The sequence below is a fragment of the Kribbella italica genome, assembly GCF_014205135.1.
Classification (GTDB): domain Bacteria; phylum Actinomycetota; class Actinomycetes; order Propionibacteriales; family Kribbellaceae; genus Kribbella; species Kribbella italica.
The window spans coordinates 3,941,512-3,955,518 of the sequence record NZ_JACHMY010000001.1 but is presented as its reverse complement, the minus strand read 5'-3'; the positions used below and the strand labels follow the sequence as shown (position 1 = coordinate 3,955,518).

Sequence of the window (14,007 nt, the reverse complement as noted above, 5' to 3'; positions counted from 1 at the left end):
ACTACCCGGATACCGGACGTTCTCAGAGCACCTGTGACAGGAACTGCCGCAGCCTCGGCGACTCCGCCGCGCTGAACAGCTTCTCCGGCGCCCCGGCCTCGACGACCACCCCGCGATCCATGAACGCGACCTGATCCGCGACCTGCTGGGCGAAGCCCATCTCGTGCGTCACGACCACCATCGTCATCCCGGCCCCGGCGAGGTCGGCCATCAGCCCGAGCACGCCCTTCACCAGCTCCGGGTCCAGCGCCGAGGTCGCCTCGTCGAACAGCATCACCTCAGGCTTCATCGCCAGCGCCCGAGCGATCGCGACTCGTTGCTGCTGGCCACCGGAAAGGTTGCCCGGTCGCGCCGAGGCCTTCTCCTTCAGCCCGACCAGCTCCAGCTGGACGAGCGCCGCGTCAGCAGCACCCTCCTTGGTCAGGCCCTTGATCTTGCGCAGCGGGAGCGTGATGTTCTCCAGCACCGTCTTGTGCGGGAACAGGTTGAAGTGCTGGAACACCATCCCGATCCGCCGCCGCAGCTCGTCCGGATTGCTCTTCAGCACGGACTCGCCACCCAGTCGGATGTCCCCGGCCGCGGGCTCGAGCAACCGGTTGGTGGCCCGCAGCAACGTCGACTTGCCGGAGCCCGACGGCCCGATCACGCACGCGGTCGATCCGGCCGGTACGGCGAGGTCGACGCCGCGCAGTACCTTGTTGTTGCCAAAGGCAAGCTCGATCCCGGTCAGCTCCAGGCTGGCCGCGGACTCAACGATGGTCGGCATGGACGAGCTCCTCGACCTCGGTGGGGCGGCCTTCGCGCAGCCGTTTGTCGAACCAGTTCACCAGGTGCGTCAGCGGCACCGTGATGATCAGGTAGAAGATCCCGGCCAGCAGCAACGGTGACAGGTTCCCGTTCGTCGCGGCGGCGTCCTGCCCGATCCTGAACAGCTCCCGCTGGCTGGCGAGCAGCCCGAGGAAGTAGACCAGACTGGACTCCTTGATCAGCGCGATGAACTGGTTGACCAGCGCCGGCAGCACCCGCCGTACGCCCTGCGGGATGACGACCAGCCGCATCCCGGTGCTGTAGCCGAAGCCGAGCGCGCGGGCCGCCTCGAGCTGGCCCTTCTCCACGCTCTGGATGCCCGAACGGAAGATCTCGCCGATGTAGGCGGCGGCGATCAGCGACAGCGCGAGGATGCCGAGCGGGTACGGGTTCGGGCCCCACCACTGCCGGGTGATCGGGGACAGGCCCTGACCGATCAGCAGGATGGTGAGGATGGCCGGCAGCCCGCGGAAGATGTCGGTGTAGATCTTCGCCGGCCAGCGGAACCACCAGTGCCGCGACAGCGCCATCACCGCCACGACCATGCCGAGCACAGTGCCCAGCACGACCGAGGCGGCGGCGAAGATCAGTGTGTTGACCAGCCCGACCTTGAGCATCTCGGGCAGGACTGCCTTCATCGACTCCCAGTCGAGAAAGGTGTCGTTGAGGGTGGACCAGACGTCCATCAGCCGGCTGCGGGAGTGGCGCCGGCCTTCGGTGCGGTGAACTTGACCGAACCGCTACCCGGCTTGAAGGTCTCCGGTACGGCGCGGCCGGGGTAGTACTGCTCGATCAGCTTCGTCCAGGTGCCGTCGGCGATCACCTCGTCGAGCGCCTTGTTGACCGCCTCGCGCAGCTTGTCGTTGCTCTTGGCCACCGCGTACGCCGTGGGCGCGGAGCTGAGCTCTTTCGCGGCCAGGATCACGACGCCGCCGCCCTGCTCCTTGGCCATCTTCTCGCCGATCTCGGCGGGCGAGATCCAGGCGTCCGCCGTACCGGCCTTGAGCTGGCCGACCGCGGCGTTGTAGTTCGGCACGCGGACCGGGTCGAGCTGCTTCTCGGTGGCGTAGTCGTCCTGGACGGTGCCCTGGACGACGACCACGCGCTTGCCGGTGAGCTGGTCGAACTTGGTGATACCGGAGGTCTTGGTGGTGTTCAGCCCCAGGTAGCCGAAGTCGTAGCCGTTGCTGAACGCAACAGTCTTCTTGCGCGCCTCGGTGATCGTGATGGAGGAGCTGCCGAGGTCGTACTGGCCGCCGTTGACCTGCGAGAGCAGGGCGGAGAAGTCGGTGCCGACGAACTCGGGCTTGAGGTTCAGCTTCGCCGCGACCGCGGTGATCAGGTCGTTGTCGAAGCCGGTGAACTTGCCGTCCTTGACGTACACGTTCGGCGGCGCGTCGGTGAGCGTGCCGATGCGCAGCGTGCCCTGCTGCAGCAGGCCCAGGTCGGGGCCGGAGGCATCGGTCGTGTCGTCGCTGCCGCAGGCGGCCAGCGCGACGGCCAGGGTGACGGCCGTACCGAGAGCGGCGAGGCGGCGGAAGGCGCTGATGGCGCGCACAGGTGTCTCCTTTGGTGACAAGTGATCTGGAACGGTGGGGATGACCCACCGCACGACGCTAACGCCGCCCGTGCGGGCGGAATTCCGTCGTGACACCGGATGAGACGGCTCCGGAATGTCTACTCCGGGCGTGGTATATCAGCCGGAGCGACGCTGGAAGTGTGCCACAGCGTCATCGGTCCGTCCCGTACCGTAGATCATCAGCAGCTCGGCCAGTCGCGGCGACTCCGCGCTGATCAGCTCCGCGGCGCGCTCGATCTCGCGGGCCGAGGCGACTTCGCGGAACAGGTCCTGGATCATCCGGACCATCGTCGTGCTGGTCATCGGCTGCGTCGCGGAGGGACCGGGCCCAGTCGTCCAGGACTCCGTGACCCTGGTCGACGCCTTGGTGAACGCGCCGGAGCTGCCGCCGATCTCGAGCAGTGCGATGTCGATCACGTCCCGCGGGTAGTTGACGGCACCGTCGCGGCGGGCGAACTCGTCGAGGGCCTGCAGCCGGGAGACGACGTTCGGGTTGCCGATCTTCACCCGCTGGGCGCTCATCAGCTGCGACAGCATCGGCGCGGACAGCCCGATCACGTCGGCGACCCGGGCCTGGGTGAGGCCGAGCGTGCCGGCGATCCGGCGGATCAGGTCGCCCAGCGGTTCGCCGTACAGGTCGGTCTGGAGCTGCAAATTCTGCGCCGTCTGGTCCATTGGCGTGATGTGCTCCCTGTGTCCGCGCGCGAGTCTTTGCAGCGATCTTCGCAGCTGCGAAGCCGAAAATCCACTGCTGAGCCTGAGTTGACATTCGCGATCGCAAACTGCAAAGCTTGCGATAGCGAATCTCACCTGGAGGAACCCGATGTTGCGAACGCGAGCGCTCCGCCGCCCCTCGGCCCTGTTGCTGGCCGCCGCGGTGCTGCTGGCCGGCCACTCGATCAGCACCGCCCACGCGGCTCCGGCCGACGGGGACGACGGCAAGCTGGTGCTGGTGCTGGACTCGTCCGGCTCGATGAAGGAGCCCGCCGGCGGCGGCCAGACCAAGATCGTCGCGGCCCGGACGGCACTGACCCGCGTGGTCGGCAAGCTGCCCGAGCAAGCGCAGGTCGGCCTCCGGGTGTACGGCGCGACCGTGTTCAAGCGCAGCCAGCCCGGCGCGTGCACCGACACCCAGCTCACCGTCCCGATCGGCACCGGGAACCGGCCGGCCCTGCGGACGGCGATCGCGAAGTACACGCCGTACGGCGAGACCCCGATCGGGTACTCGTTGCAGCAGGCCGCCAAGGATCTCGGGGCCGAGGGCAAGCGCACCATCGTGCTGGTCTCCGACGGTGAGGCGACGTGTGCGCCGGAGCCGTGCGCGGTGGCGCGCTCGATCGCCAAGCAGGGCATCGACCTGAAGATCGACGTGGTCGGGTTCCGGGTGACGGGCAAGGCGCGCAGCGACCTGCAGTGCGTCGCCCGCGAGGGGCGCGGCGACTACTACGACGCGGACTCCACGACGGACCTCGAGGCCGGCCTGGACCGGCTGTCCACCAGGGCCTTCCGGCCGTTCCGCATCTCCGGTACGCCGGTGCAGGGCACGGCCGAGCAGCCGGGTTCGCCGGAGGTCGGCCCGGGGCTGTACTCGGACGACTTCGACCTGCAGGACCGGGTGAAGCACTTCACGATCAAGCGGACGATGACCGGCTCGACGTTGCGCGCCGGGCTCAGCTTCCGCCGTCCGCCCGGCGCGACGAGCCTGGTGATCCAGACCGAGCTGCGGCTGGCGACGCTCGACGGCGAGGAGTGCGGGCGGACCTTCCCGCGGGTCCAGGAGGGCGACCAGGGCTTCGCCACCGGCACGGCGTCGAGCTGGACGAAGTACAAGAAGAAGGACGGCAAGTGTGCCTCGGACGAGGTGCTGGTCCTGACCGTTGACCCGGGCAAGGATTTCCGCGAGCTCAAGGACGTGCCGTTCGAGCTGCGGGTCGACGAGGAGCCGCCGGTCGAGTCCACCACCGACCTGCCGGCCAAGGCCGACGACCCGACCTGGGTCACGATGCGCGGCACCACCCCGCGCGACATCGTCCCGGGCTCGAGCTTCCCGGACGCCCCGCTGCTGGAGGCCGGAACGTACCGGACCACGCTGATGCCGGGCGAGCTGCAGCTGTACAAGGTCAAGGCCGACTGGGGTCAGCGGATCCAGGCCCAGGTCACCGTGCCTCCGGTCCGCGGCGCGACCGCCGACGCGATGGGCCTGATCCGGTACGTCGACACCGCGGTGATCTCACCGGCCGGCGAGGAAGCCTTCTCGGTCTTCCCCAAGGGCGTGCCCGGCGGCCCCGGCGGCAAGCGCGGCGTGCTCACCAAGCGCGGCGTCACCCAGGCGATCACCACCAAGGAGATCCGCTACCTGAACCGCGACGGCGGCACCAGTCAGGAAACCGGCATGTCGATGCCCGGCGAGTACTACATCGTCGTCTCGCTGACCCGCAAGGACAACGACAAGGCCTTCACCGTCCCGATGACGCTGACCGTCGCCACCCCTGGCACTGCCGGCACCGGTAAGCCCGCCTACACCGACGGCGCCACTCCGGTCGCGGGTGACTCGGTCACTCCCAGCGCCACGCCCTCCGAGTCGTCCGAGCCGTCGGGCGAGACCACCGAAGCCGGCGGGCCCATTCCCACCGACACCGCCAAGGACGACGACGGTACGCCGTACGGGCTGATCGGCGGCCTCGGCGGCGGCGCACTGCTGCTCATCCTGCTCGGCGGCTGGGCGGTTCTTCGCCTCCGCAAGCCGACCCAGCAGGCCGTTCCGCAGCAGCAGTACCCGGGCCAGCAGTACCCGCCCAACCAGTACAACCCCAACCAGTCGCCGCGCTGACCGACACCTCACTGTGCCCCGGACGGTCCAGACCGTCCGGGGCACAGTGGGTGTCGCGACGGTGCCGCCGGCCAGCGCGATCGTCGGCGTCGTTCGCACGCACTGCGGGCGCCGGGACCGGCAGCTTGGACGTCTTCGGCAGCCAAGGTGTGGTCGGCCCGAGCTACTACGCTGAGCAGTTGGTCAGCCGAGCTGGTCGCGGCGCCGGGTCAGGTAGGCCGTCTCGGCCGTGTTTCCGGCCAGCTCGATCGCCTTGTCGTACGCCGCCCGCGACTGCTTGCTGCGGCCGAGACGCCGCAGCAGGTCGGCCCGGGTGGCGTGGAAGGCGTGGTAGGTCTCCAGCTTGTCTTCCAGACGGTCGACGATCCCCAGCGCCACGTCCGGTCCGTCCAGCTCGGCCACGGCGATCGCGCGATTGAGGATGACGATCGGCGACGGGTCGAGCCGGACCAGTTGGTCGTACAGGGCAACGATCTGCGACCAGTCCGTGTCGCGCACGTCGCGGGCCGAGGTGTGCACGGCGTTGATCGCGGCCAGGAGCTGATAACGCCCCGGCGCCATCCCGGTGGCCAGCCGTTCGCGGACCAACTGGTGGCCCTGGGCAATCAGTTCCCCGTCCCAGGAGCCGCGGTCCTGCTCGTCGAGGGTGACCAGTTCGCCGTGCGCGGACACCCGGGCGGTCCGGCGGGACTCGGTGAGCAGCATCAGCGCGAGCAGCCCGGCGGTCTCCCCGTCGTTCGGCAGCAGGCCGCGGATCAGGCGGGTGAGCCGGATCGCCTCGGCGGTCAGCTCGTGCCGGACCGGATCGGTGTCAGCGGCGGTCGCGAGGTAGCCCTCGTTGAACACGAGGAACAGCACCGCGAGCACGCCCGAGACGCGACCCGGCAGGTCCTCCGCGGACGGCACCCGGTACGGGATGCGCGCCGCCTTGATCTTGCCCTTCGCGCGAGTGATCCGCTGCCCCACGGTCGACTCCTGCGCGAGGAACGCCCGGGCGATCTCGGGCACGGTCAACCCGCCGACCATCCGCAGCGTCAGCGCGATCCGCGCCTCCATCGCTAGCGCGGGGTGGCAGCAGGTGAAGATCAGCCGCAGCCGCGGGTCGTCGATCGCGCCGAGGGGCTCGGACGGTACGTCGTACGACATCTGAGCCTCCTTCTGCTTGTCCGGGCGCTTGTTCTCCCGGCGCAGCCGGTCGATCGCCCTCCGGTTCGCGGTGGTGGTGAGCCAGGCGCCGGGGTTCGGCGGTACGCCGTCGGCCGGCCACTTCTCGACCGCCGTCGCGAACGCCTCGGCGGCCGCCTCCTCGGCGATGTCGAGATCGCCGAAACGCCTGGTCAGTGCGGCAACGACCCGGGCCCACTCCTCGTGGTGGGCCTGGGTGATCGCGTCGGAGACCTCGCTCACAGGAACGGCCGCACCTCGACCCTGCGGTGGCACGCCCGCGACCCCTCGGCCGCGAGCCTGAGCGCGACGTCGAGATCGGGCGCCTCCAGCACCCAGAACCCGGCGAGGTACTCCTTCGACTCCACGAACGGCCCGTCGGTGAACACCGCCGCGCCGTCCCGGTTGTCGATCACCGTCGCCGAACTCGGCGCCGCCAGCCCACCCGCGAACACCCAGCTCCCGTCCGCCTGGATCCGCTCGTTGAACCCGTCGATCGCAGCCAGCTCGTCGTCCGTGGCGGACGCCGTCCTGTCGTCGATCACCGACACCAGATACTGCATCGCGGTCCTCCTGCTTCTCGGTCACCCCCGCCGGGCGCCCACTCACCTCTGCAACGAACCCGACCCCGCGGATCCGACAAGGGGTGCGAGAACTTTCCTGTCCGTCGAGCAGGTGCCGCTCCGACGCTATCCCGCCTGGTGTCCGTGCCGGTCGACCCGCGGCCAACTTTCACCAGCAGCCCGACCATCCGCTGACCGATCAGCCCGGCCCGCGGTCGCCGCTCGCACCGTGGCCCGGCTCGGCCCGGTCCGGTCCGGCTCGGTCCGGTCCGGCTCGGTCCGGTCCGGCTCGGTCCGGTCCGGCTCGGTCCGGTCCGGCTCGGTCCGGTCCGGCTCGGCTCGGTCCGGCTCGGCCTGGCCCACCCCGGCTCGGCTCGGTCGCGCTCGCCGACCGGCGCCGACCGATCGCGTCGGCTCAACTGCCGCTCGCCAACCGCCGGTCGCCGGCCCGGTCGCACCCCCTGCGCCGACCGATCCATCCGGCCCGACCTCCGCTCGCCCGACTCAGGCCCCGCAGGAGCAGCCCGGCGCCTTCACCCAAACCATCTCAGCCCCACCCGTCTCCACCAACCCGTCGACTGTTGCCTTGTCCGACGACTGCCGCGATGTACCGCGTCAGTGGTCGCAATCGGCGTCAGTCGTGTCGCTGCTGCCAGCCGGACCGTCGAGGGGACCGTTGACGGGTGCGACGGCCGCTTCGGGCCGCCGACCTCGGCCGGGCTGGTCGACTGCTGCGTTGCTCGACGACTGCTGCGATGTACCGCGTCAGTCGTCGCATTCGGCTGTAGTCGTGGCGCTTGATACCAGTCGGATCGTCGGAGGGACCGCCTCGGCCGCGCTGGGTGGTTTGCCTCCGGGGCCTGCGGCGTCAGATCGTGGTCCTCCGTCGCGGCTTGCTGGGCGGCGCGCTGGGCTGGCCTGCGTACGGCGGCTGTCAGCGGAGGCGGGGTGCGGCGGGGGTGCGAGCTCGTTGGCGAGGTTGGCCCGTGGATGCTCGGCGCGCGGTGGTGCCCCAGGGGTGCTTGTGATGGGGGCGCTGTTAGCGGAGGAGAAGCCAGGTGGCTACGGCGGCTAGGGCCAGGGCTCCGAGGAAGCTGGTGGTCGCTAGCCAGGTGAGGAGCCTTCGGTTGGAAGGCGTCCGCCGGGCTGCGCTGGGGGTGGTTGGTTGAGCTGGAGAGGCGGTGGTCGCGAGGGGGTGGTGGGTGCTCGCGGCGGGGGTGGATCCGCTGGATTGCTGAGGTGGGCGAGAGCTGGAGGGCTGCCGGGTGGGGGTGGCGCCGCTGGATTGCTGGGGTGGGTGGGAGCCGGGGGACTGCTTGGGTGGGTGGGAGCTGGAGGGCTGCCCGGTGAGAGCGGCGCCGCTGGATTGCTGGGGTGGCTGGGAGCCGGGCGGCTGCCGGGTGGGAGTGGATCCGCTGGATTGCTGAGGTGGGTGGGAGCCGACCGACTGCCTAGGCGGGTGGGAGCCGGACAGCTGCTGGGTGGGCGCGGCGCTGGGGGCCGGCGGGCGCGGCGTGGGGGTTCTGGGGGAGGTGAGGTTGACGGGTGCGGGTGCGGGGGAGCTGCGGTTGACGGGCGCGGGCGCGGGTGCGCGGGAGCTGCGGGTGCTGGCCGAGCCAGCGGAGCCGGGCGGCGTACTGCGGGAAGCCGGCGGCCCGGTGGAGGTCCACGTAGTCGGGAGCGGCGGGAGCTGGTTGAAGACCTCGGGTGGGTCCGGGTGGTCGGTCCACGGGGTAGCACTGGAGGCCGGGAGGGTGCCCGAGGCAGCGAGGAGGCGGGCGGCTTCTGCGGCTGTGGCGGGGCGGGTGGTGGGGTCCTCGGCAGTCAGTTGGTGGATCAGGTCGGCCAAAGGGCCGTCCGGGGGAGTGATGGGAGCGGTGGGAGTGGGGCGATCGCCGGTGAGGAGTTCGGTGGCGACGGCGCCGACGGTGTAGAGGTCCTGGCGGGGGTCGGGGTCGGCGCCGAGGAGTTGTTCGGGTGGGAGGTAGCCAGGCGTGCCGAGGATGGTGCTGTGGCGGGTCATCCGGGGTTCGTCGACGAGGCCGGCGATGCCGAAGTCGGAGATGCGCAGATGCGGGGACCCGGTGCCGGTCGCTTCGAGGAGGAGGTTCGCGGGCTTGAGGTCGCGGTGGACGACGCCGGCGCTGTGGATCGCGGACAGGCCGTGCAGGAGCTGGTCCAGGAGGACCGCGACGTACGCCGTGGGGAGTGGGCCGTGGTCGCCGAGGAGCGTGGCGACCGAGCCGCCGCGGACCAGGTCCATGGCGAACACGACCTTGTCGTCCTCGGCGGCCCAGCCGTGCGGCGCGACGACGTGCGGGTGCTGGATGCGCAGGGACTGCTCGCGGACGAAGCGCAGGAGCATGCCGGCGTCGTGCTGGCCGAGGACCTTGGCGGCGACGTAGGTCTGCTTGCGCAGGTCCCACGCGCGCCAGACCGAGCCCATGCCGCCGGTGCCGATCAGATCGATCAGCTGGTACCGCCCTGCCAACGCCTCCACCGGGGAGAAACTACCCGGCCGGGCGTCCAGTGGGCCAACCACGCGACAGCTCAGCCGGCCGCGGACTCGAGGAGCTGGCCGCCGGTCAGCGTCAGCCAGCGGGTGATGCCCAGCTCGGACAGGAAGCGCTCGTCGTGGCTGACCACGACGAAAGCACCTCGGTACGCCGTCAGCGCCGACTCGAGTTGCTCGACGCTGACCAGGTCCAGGTTGTTGGTGGGCTCATCCAGCAACAGCAGCTGCGGCGCCGGTTCGGCGTACAGGACGCAGGCGAGCGTGGCGCGGAGCCGCTCCCCACCGGACAGTACGCCGGCCGGCAGGTGGATGCGCTGCCCGCGGAACAGGAAGCGCGCCAGCAGGTTCATCCGCTGCGCCTCGGGCATCGTCGGCGCGAAGTGGGCCAGGTTCTCGAAGACCGTGCGGTCGAGATCCAGCAGCTCCAGACGCTGCGAGAGGTACGCGATCCGCCCGTCGGCACGCTTCACCTCACCCGCGACGAGCGACCCCTGGATCCACCGGAGCACCGTCGACTTGCCGGCTCCGTTCGGAGCGGACAACGCGATCCGCTCAGGCCCGCGGATGTTCAGCGCGGCACCCTCGCCCGCGAACAGTTCGCGCACGCGCAGCCCGCTGCCCTCGAAGACCGTCCGACCAGCCGGCACCGCCGTCCCCGGAAGCTCCAGCGCCAGTCGCGGCTCGTCGCGCCGCGCGCGGCCGGCCTCGTCGAGCTTGGCCTTGGCGTCGCTGAGCCGGTTCGCGTGGGTCTGGTTCGCCTTCGCCGCGGACACCTCGGCTGAGCGCTTCATGTTGCCGGCGTTGATCCGCGCCAGCCCGGCGTCCTTCAACCCCTTCTGCGCGTTGCTCGCCCGCCGCTGCGCCCGCTCGCGCGCCTGCTGCAGCTCGCGCTTCTCACGTTTCAGATCCTGCTCGGCCGAGCGGATGTTCTTCTCCGCGACCTCCTGCTCGGCCGCGACAGCTTCCTCGTACGCCGTGAAGTTGCCGCCGTACAGCCGCAGCTCACCGCGTTCCAGCGAAGCGATCCGGTCCATCCGGTCGAGCAGCGCGCGGTCGTGGCTGACCAGCAGGAGGCAGCCGTTCCAGTTCTCCAGTACGGCGTACAGGTTGCGCCGCGCGTCGAGATCCAGGTTGTTGGTCGGCTCGTCGAGCAGCAGGACGTCGGGCTGCTTCAGCAGCTGCGCGGCCAGGCCCAGCGAGATCACCTGGCCACCGGAGAACGTACTGAGCCGCCGGTCGAGCGAAGCGTCGAGCCCGAGCCGGTCGAGCTGCGCGCGGGTGCGCTCCTCGATGTCCCAGTCGTTGCCGACGGCATTGAAATGGCGCTCGTCGACGTCGCCGGACTCGATCGCGTTGAGCGCGTCGACGACCGGCTTGATCCCGAGCACCTCGGCGACGGTCAGGTCGCCGACCAGCGGCAGCGTCTGCGGGAGGTACCCGAGAACACCGTCGACGGACACGCCGCCGGCGGTCGGCGACAGCTCCCCGGCGATCAGCTTGAGCAGCGTCGACTTGCCGGCGCCGTTCGGCGCGACCAGGCCGGCACGCCCGGGACCGACGGCGAAGGACAGGCCGGTGAAGACAGGGGTGTCGTCGGGCCAGGCGAACGACAGGGAGGAACAGACGATGGACGCATCGGACATGCGGAGACCTCGCGAAAGCAGTGAGTACGCCGCCACGGCGGCGGAACGGTCAGGAAACGCCGATCAGGCCACGGCATCGACGCTGAACGCGCCGGCTCGATGGCCTGTCACCTCGGGACTCACCCCGAGATGTCGTCGTCGACTCCCGTACTCACCGTCACACCATAACAAAGAACTGATTGTGGGTTTGTTCAACAATGTATACGATCACACCGCCCGAACCACCCGGCAGAAGCGGAGGCAGTGCGGTGCTGGTCCTGATCGGAGTCCTGCTCGTGGTGGTGGGGTTCGCCCTGCGCCTGAACCCCCTGGTCGTGGTCACGGTGGCCGGGATCGCCACCGGCCTGCTCGGCGGGCTGAGTCCGGGCAAGATCCTGAACGAGTTCGGCAACGGCTTCGCGGGGAGCCGCTCGGTGACGCTGTTCATCGTGGTGCTGCCGGTGATCGGCCTGGTCGAGCGGTTCGGGCTGCAGGAGCAGTCGCGGCGGCTGATCGGCAAGCTCACCTTCCTCACCACCGGGCGCCTGCTGGCGTCGTACCAGGTGATCCGGCAGGTGACGGCCGCGGTCGGGCTGATGTCGATCGGTGGCCACGCGCAGACGGTCCGGCCGCTGATCTACCCGATGGCCGAGGGCGCGGCCGAGCGCCGGTACGGGCGGAAGCTGCCCGAGGCGGTGCAGGAGCGGATCAAGGGCCACTCGGCCGGGGTGGACAACGTCGGCGTGTTCTTCGGTGAGGACGTCTTCATCGCGGTCGGCTCGATCCTGCTGATCACCGGCTTCGTCGACTCGACGTACGGGCTGAAGCTGGACGCCCTGCACGTCGCCTTGTGGGCGATCCCGACCGCGGTCTGCGCTCTGCTGATCCACGGCGGCCGGATGCTGTACTTCGATCGCCAGCTCGACCGCCTGATGGCGGTCGACGGTCCGCCGCCGGCCCTCAAGAAGAAGGAGGCGGACCGGTGATCAAGGTCGAGTGGTTCTACTGGCTGTGCGGTCTGCTCTTCCTCTTCGGAGCGGTCCTGACCCTGCGCGACCGCAGCAACAGCAAGCGGTACGGAAGCGCCGCCTTCTGGGGTCTGCTCGGCGCGTCTTTCGGCTACAGCACCTTCGTGGTGAACAAGACCGCCCCGGCCTGGGTGCTCGGGCTGGTCGTGATCGCGATGACCGTCCTGGTCGGCACCGGGCAGCTCGGTCGCGGCACCGAGGTGTCCACGAGCCTGGCCGAGAAGGCGGCCGCCGCCCAGCGGTTCGGCAACAAGCTGTTCGTTCCGCCGCTGGTGATCCCGCTCGGCGCGCTGATCTTCGCGGTCGGGCTGGCCAAGATCAAAGCCGGCGACCAGCCCCTGCTGGAGAAGGGCTCGGAGACGCTGATCGGCCTGGGCGTCTCCGCGGTCGCGGCGGCGATGGTCGGCGTGATCATGCTGCGTCCGCCGTCCGTCCTGACTCCGCTCAAGGAGGGGCACCGGCTGCTCGAGGTGATCGGCTGGGCGGCCGTCCTGCCGCAGATGCTGGCCACGCTCGGCCGGCTGTTCACCGACGCCGGCGTCGGTACGGCGGTCGGCAAGGTCACCACGCACGTGCTGCCGGAAGGATCGCTGTTCGGCTCGGTCGTCGTGTACTGCCTCGGGATGGCGCTGTTCACCGTGATCATGGGCAACGCGTTCGCCGCGTTCCCGATCATGACCGCCGCGATCGGCTACCCGGTGCTGGTGCAGACCTTCGACGGCAACCCGGCGACGGTGTTCGCGATCGGCATGCTGGCCGGGTTCTGCGGAACGCTGACCACGCCGATGGCCGCGAACTTCAACCTGGTCCCGGCCGCGCTGCTCGACATGAAGAGCCGGTACGGGGCGATCAAGGCGCAGCTGCCGACCGCGCTCCCGCTGCTGGTCTGCAACATCTTCCTGATGTACTTCCTCGCGTTCGGAGTCCTGTGATGAGTCAGCGGTACGTCGAGATCGCACTCCAGAACCTGCGGACCGAGTCGCCGCACCAGCTCGACCACGTCGCGCGCGACGCCAGGGCCTACAGCGTCAGGGAGTTGCACCCGGCGTTCCACACGTCGTACGACTGGCACTCTTGTGTGCACATGCACTGGTTGCTGGTGCGGTTGTTGCCGGAGGCCACTGATCCGGAGCCGATCCGCAAGGCGCTCGACCAGAACCTGACCGCCGACGCACTCGCGGCCGAGGCGGCGTACCTGCGGAGCTCGCCGTCGTTCGAGCGCCCGTACGGTTGGGCGTGGGCGCTCGTCCTGGCCGCGGCCGTCCGTCAGAGCCCGGACGCGGCCAGGTGGTCCGAGGCAATGAGCCCGCTGGTCGACGCGATCGTCGACCTCAGCCTGGAGTGGTTACAGGGAGCCGCCCGCCCGGTCCGCTCGGGCGTCCACTCGAACTCGGCGTTCGCCCTGGCTCTCCTGTACGACGCCGCCGAGGCCCTCGGCCAGGACAAGCTCACCCAGGCCGTCCGCGACAAGGCGCGCGCCTGGTTCGCCGAGGACCGCGAGTACCCGCTGCAGTGGGAGCCGAGCGGCGAGGACTTCCTGTCGCCGGGTCTGTCCGAGGCCGACCTGATGCGCCGGGTCCTGACCGAAGACGAGTTCGCCGAATGGCTGCCCGCCTTCCTGCCGGATCTGACCGCCCTGCGGCCGGTCGAGGTCCGCTACCCGGTCGACGGCCGGCAGGGCCACCTCCAGGGCCTCAACCTCACCCGCGCCTGGCAGCTCGCCGCGCTGTCCGACGCCCTGCCCGAGCGAGAACCAGCCCTCCGCGCGACGGTCGCCGCCCACCTCGACGCCGCCCTGCCGAGCGTCACCAGCGGCGACTTCAACCACGACCACTGGCTCGCCACCTTCGCCTACCTCGCCCAGGGCGGCGCGCTGGTGGGACCGTCCAGGTGACGGAA

General features: G+C 70.2%; 12 protein-coding genes. 4 read left to right on the top strand and 8 right to left on the bottom strand.

Annotated features, from left to right (window positions below):
- Positions 1 to 22: 22 nt before the first annotated feature.
- The 4 genes from HDA39_RS18280 to HDA39_RS18265 all read right to left on the bottom strand — a co-directional run bounded on the left by HDA39_RS18280 (position 23) and on the right by HDA39_RS18265 (position 3,061).
- Positions 23 to 766 (bottom strand): amino acid ABC transporter ATP-binding protein, encoded by a 744-nt coding sequence (locus tag HDA39_RS18280; protein ID WP_184796571.1) that lies wholly within the window; start codon positions 764 to 766, stop codon positions 23 to 25.
- Entirely contained in the window at positions 750 to 1,493 is a 744-nt protein-coding gene (locus HDA39_RS18275; protein WP_184796569.1) for an amino acid ABC transporter permease, read from the bottom strand. Before HDA39_RS18275 ends, HDA39_RS18280 begins: the two co-directional genes overlap by 17 nt.
- Complete coding sequence (locus HDA39_RS18270) at positions 1,493 to 2,365, bottom strand: transporter substrate-binding domain-containing protein (protein ID WP_184796567.1); 873 nt, start codon at positions 2,363 to 2,365, stop codon at positions 1,493 to 1,495. The genes HDA39_RS18275 and HDA39_RS18270 overlap by 1 nt, the downstream gene beginning before the upstream one ends.
- A gap of 138 nt (positions 2,366 to 2,503) precedes the next feature.
- On the bottom strand, positions 2,504 to 3,061 hold the full coding sequence (locus HDA39_RS18265) for a helix-turn-helix domain-containing protein (protein WP_184796565.1): 558 nt from the start codon (positions 3,059 to 3,061) through the stop codon (positions 2,504 to 2,506).
- A gap of 148 nt (positions 3,062 to 3,209) precedes the next feature.
- Here HDA39_RS18265 and HDA39_RS18260 point away from each other — a divergent pair, with 148 nt between their 5' ends.
- Positions 3,210 to 5,216 (top strand): vWA domain-containing protein, encoded by a 2,007-nt coding sequence (locus HDA39_RS18260; RefSeq protein WP_184796564.1) that lies wholly within the window; start codon positions 3,210 to 3,212, stop codon positions 5,214 to 5,216.
- Between the two features lie 183 nt (positions 5,217 to 5,399).
- Here the strand turns inward: HDA39_RS18260 and HDA39_RS18255 are convergent, their stop codons facing one another.
- The 4 genes from HDA39_RS18255 to HDA39_RS18240 all read right to left on the bottom strand — a co-directional run bounded on the left by HDA39_RS18255 (position 5,400) and on the right by HDA39_RS18240 (position 11,101).
- Entirely contained in the window at positions 5,400 to 6,623 is a 1,224-nt protein-coding gene (locus HDA39_RS18255) for a DUF6596 domain-containing protein (protein ID WP_184796562.1), read from the bottom strand.
- Positions 6,620 to 6,943, bottom strand: a complete 324-nt coding sequence (locus HDA39_RS18250; protein ID WP_184796560.1) for a YciI family protein — start codon at positions 6,941 to 6,943, stop codon at positions 6,620 to 6,622. The genes HDA39_RS18255 and HDA39_RS18250 overlap by 4 nt, the downstream gene beginning before the upstream one ends.
- 1,039 nt (positions 6,944 to 7,982) lie before the next feature.
- Entirely contained in the window at positions 7,983 to 9,443 is a 1,461-nt protein-coding gene (locus tag HDA39_RS18245) for a serine/threonine-protein kinase (protein ID WP_337925788.1), read from the bottom strand.
- A 50-nt stretch (positions 9,444 to 9,493) separates the two neighbouring features.
- Complete coding sequence (locus HDA39_RS18240; protein WP_184796557.1) at positions 9,494 to 11,101, bottom strand: ABC-F family ATP-binding cassette domain-containing protein; 1,608 nt, start codon at positions 11,099 to 11,101, stop codon at positions 9,494 to 9,496.
- 248 nt (positions 11,102 to 11,349) lie between these two features.
- Here HDA39_RS18240 and HDA39_RS18235 point away from each other — a divergent pair, with 248 nt between their 5' ends.
- Genes HDA39_RS18235 through HDA39_RS18225 form a run of 3 tightly spaced genes read left to right on the top strand, consistent with a single transcriptional unit; the run spans position 11,350 to position 14,002 of the window.
- A complete protein-coding gene (locus HDA39_RS18235; RefSeq protein WP_184796555.1) occupies positions 11,350 to 12,066 on the top strand; it encodes a 5-oxoproline transporter, DUF969 family subunit in 717 nt (238 codons plus the stop codon).
- Positions 12,063 to 13,040 (top strand): 5-oxoproline transporter, DUF979 family subunit, encoded by a 978-nt coding sequence (locus HDA39_RS18230; RefSeq protein ID WP_184796553.1) that lies wholly within the window; start codon positions 12,063 to 12,065, stop codon positions 13,038 to 13,040. The genes HDA39_RS18235 and HDA39_RS18230 overlap by 4 nt, the downstream gene beginning before the upstream one ends.
- A complete protein-coding gene (locus HDA39_RS18225; protein ID WP_184796551.1) occupies positions 13,040 to 14,002 on the top strand; it encodes a DUF2891 family protein in 963 nt (320 codons plus the stop codon). Before HDA39_RS18230 ends, HDA39_RS18225 begins: the two co-directional genes overlap by 1 nt.
- Positions 14,003 to 14,007: the final 5 nt, after the last annotated feature.

Coding starts and splice junctions, on each gene's coding strand:
- HDA39_RS18250 (WP_184796560.1), bottom strand. CDS start 6,943: ATGCAGTATCTGGTGTCGGTGATCGACGACAGGACGGCGTCCGCCACG.
- HDA39_RS18240 (WP_184796557.1), bottom strand. CDS start 11,101: ATGTCCGATGCGTCCATCGTCTGTTCCTCCCTGTCGTTCGCCTGGCCC.
- HDA39_RS18275 (WP_184796569.1), bottom strand. CDS start 1,493: ATGGACGTCTGGTCCACCCTCAACGACACCTTTCTCGACTGGGAGTCG.
- HDA39_RS18260 (WP_184796564.1), top strand. CDS start 3,210: ATGTTGCGAACGCGAGCGCTCCGCCGCCCCTCGGCCCTGTTGCTGGCC.
- HDA39_RS18225 (WP_184796551.1), top strand. CDS start 13,040: ATGAGTCAGCGGTACGTCGAGATCGCACTCCAGAACCTGCGGACCGAG.
- HDA39_RS18265 (WP_184796565.1), bottom strand. CDS start 3,061: ATGGACCAGACGGCGCAGAATTTGCAGCTCCAGACCGACCTGTACGGC.
- HDA39_RS18280 (WP_184796571.1), bottom strand. CDS start 766: ATGCCGACCATCGTTGAGTCCGCGGCCAGCCTGGAGCTGACCGGGATC.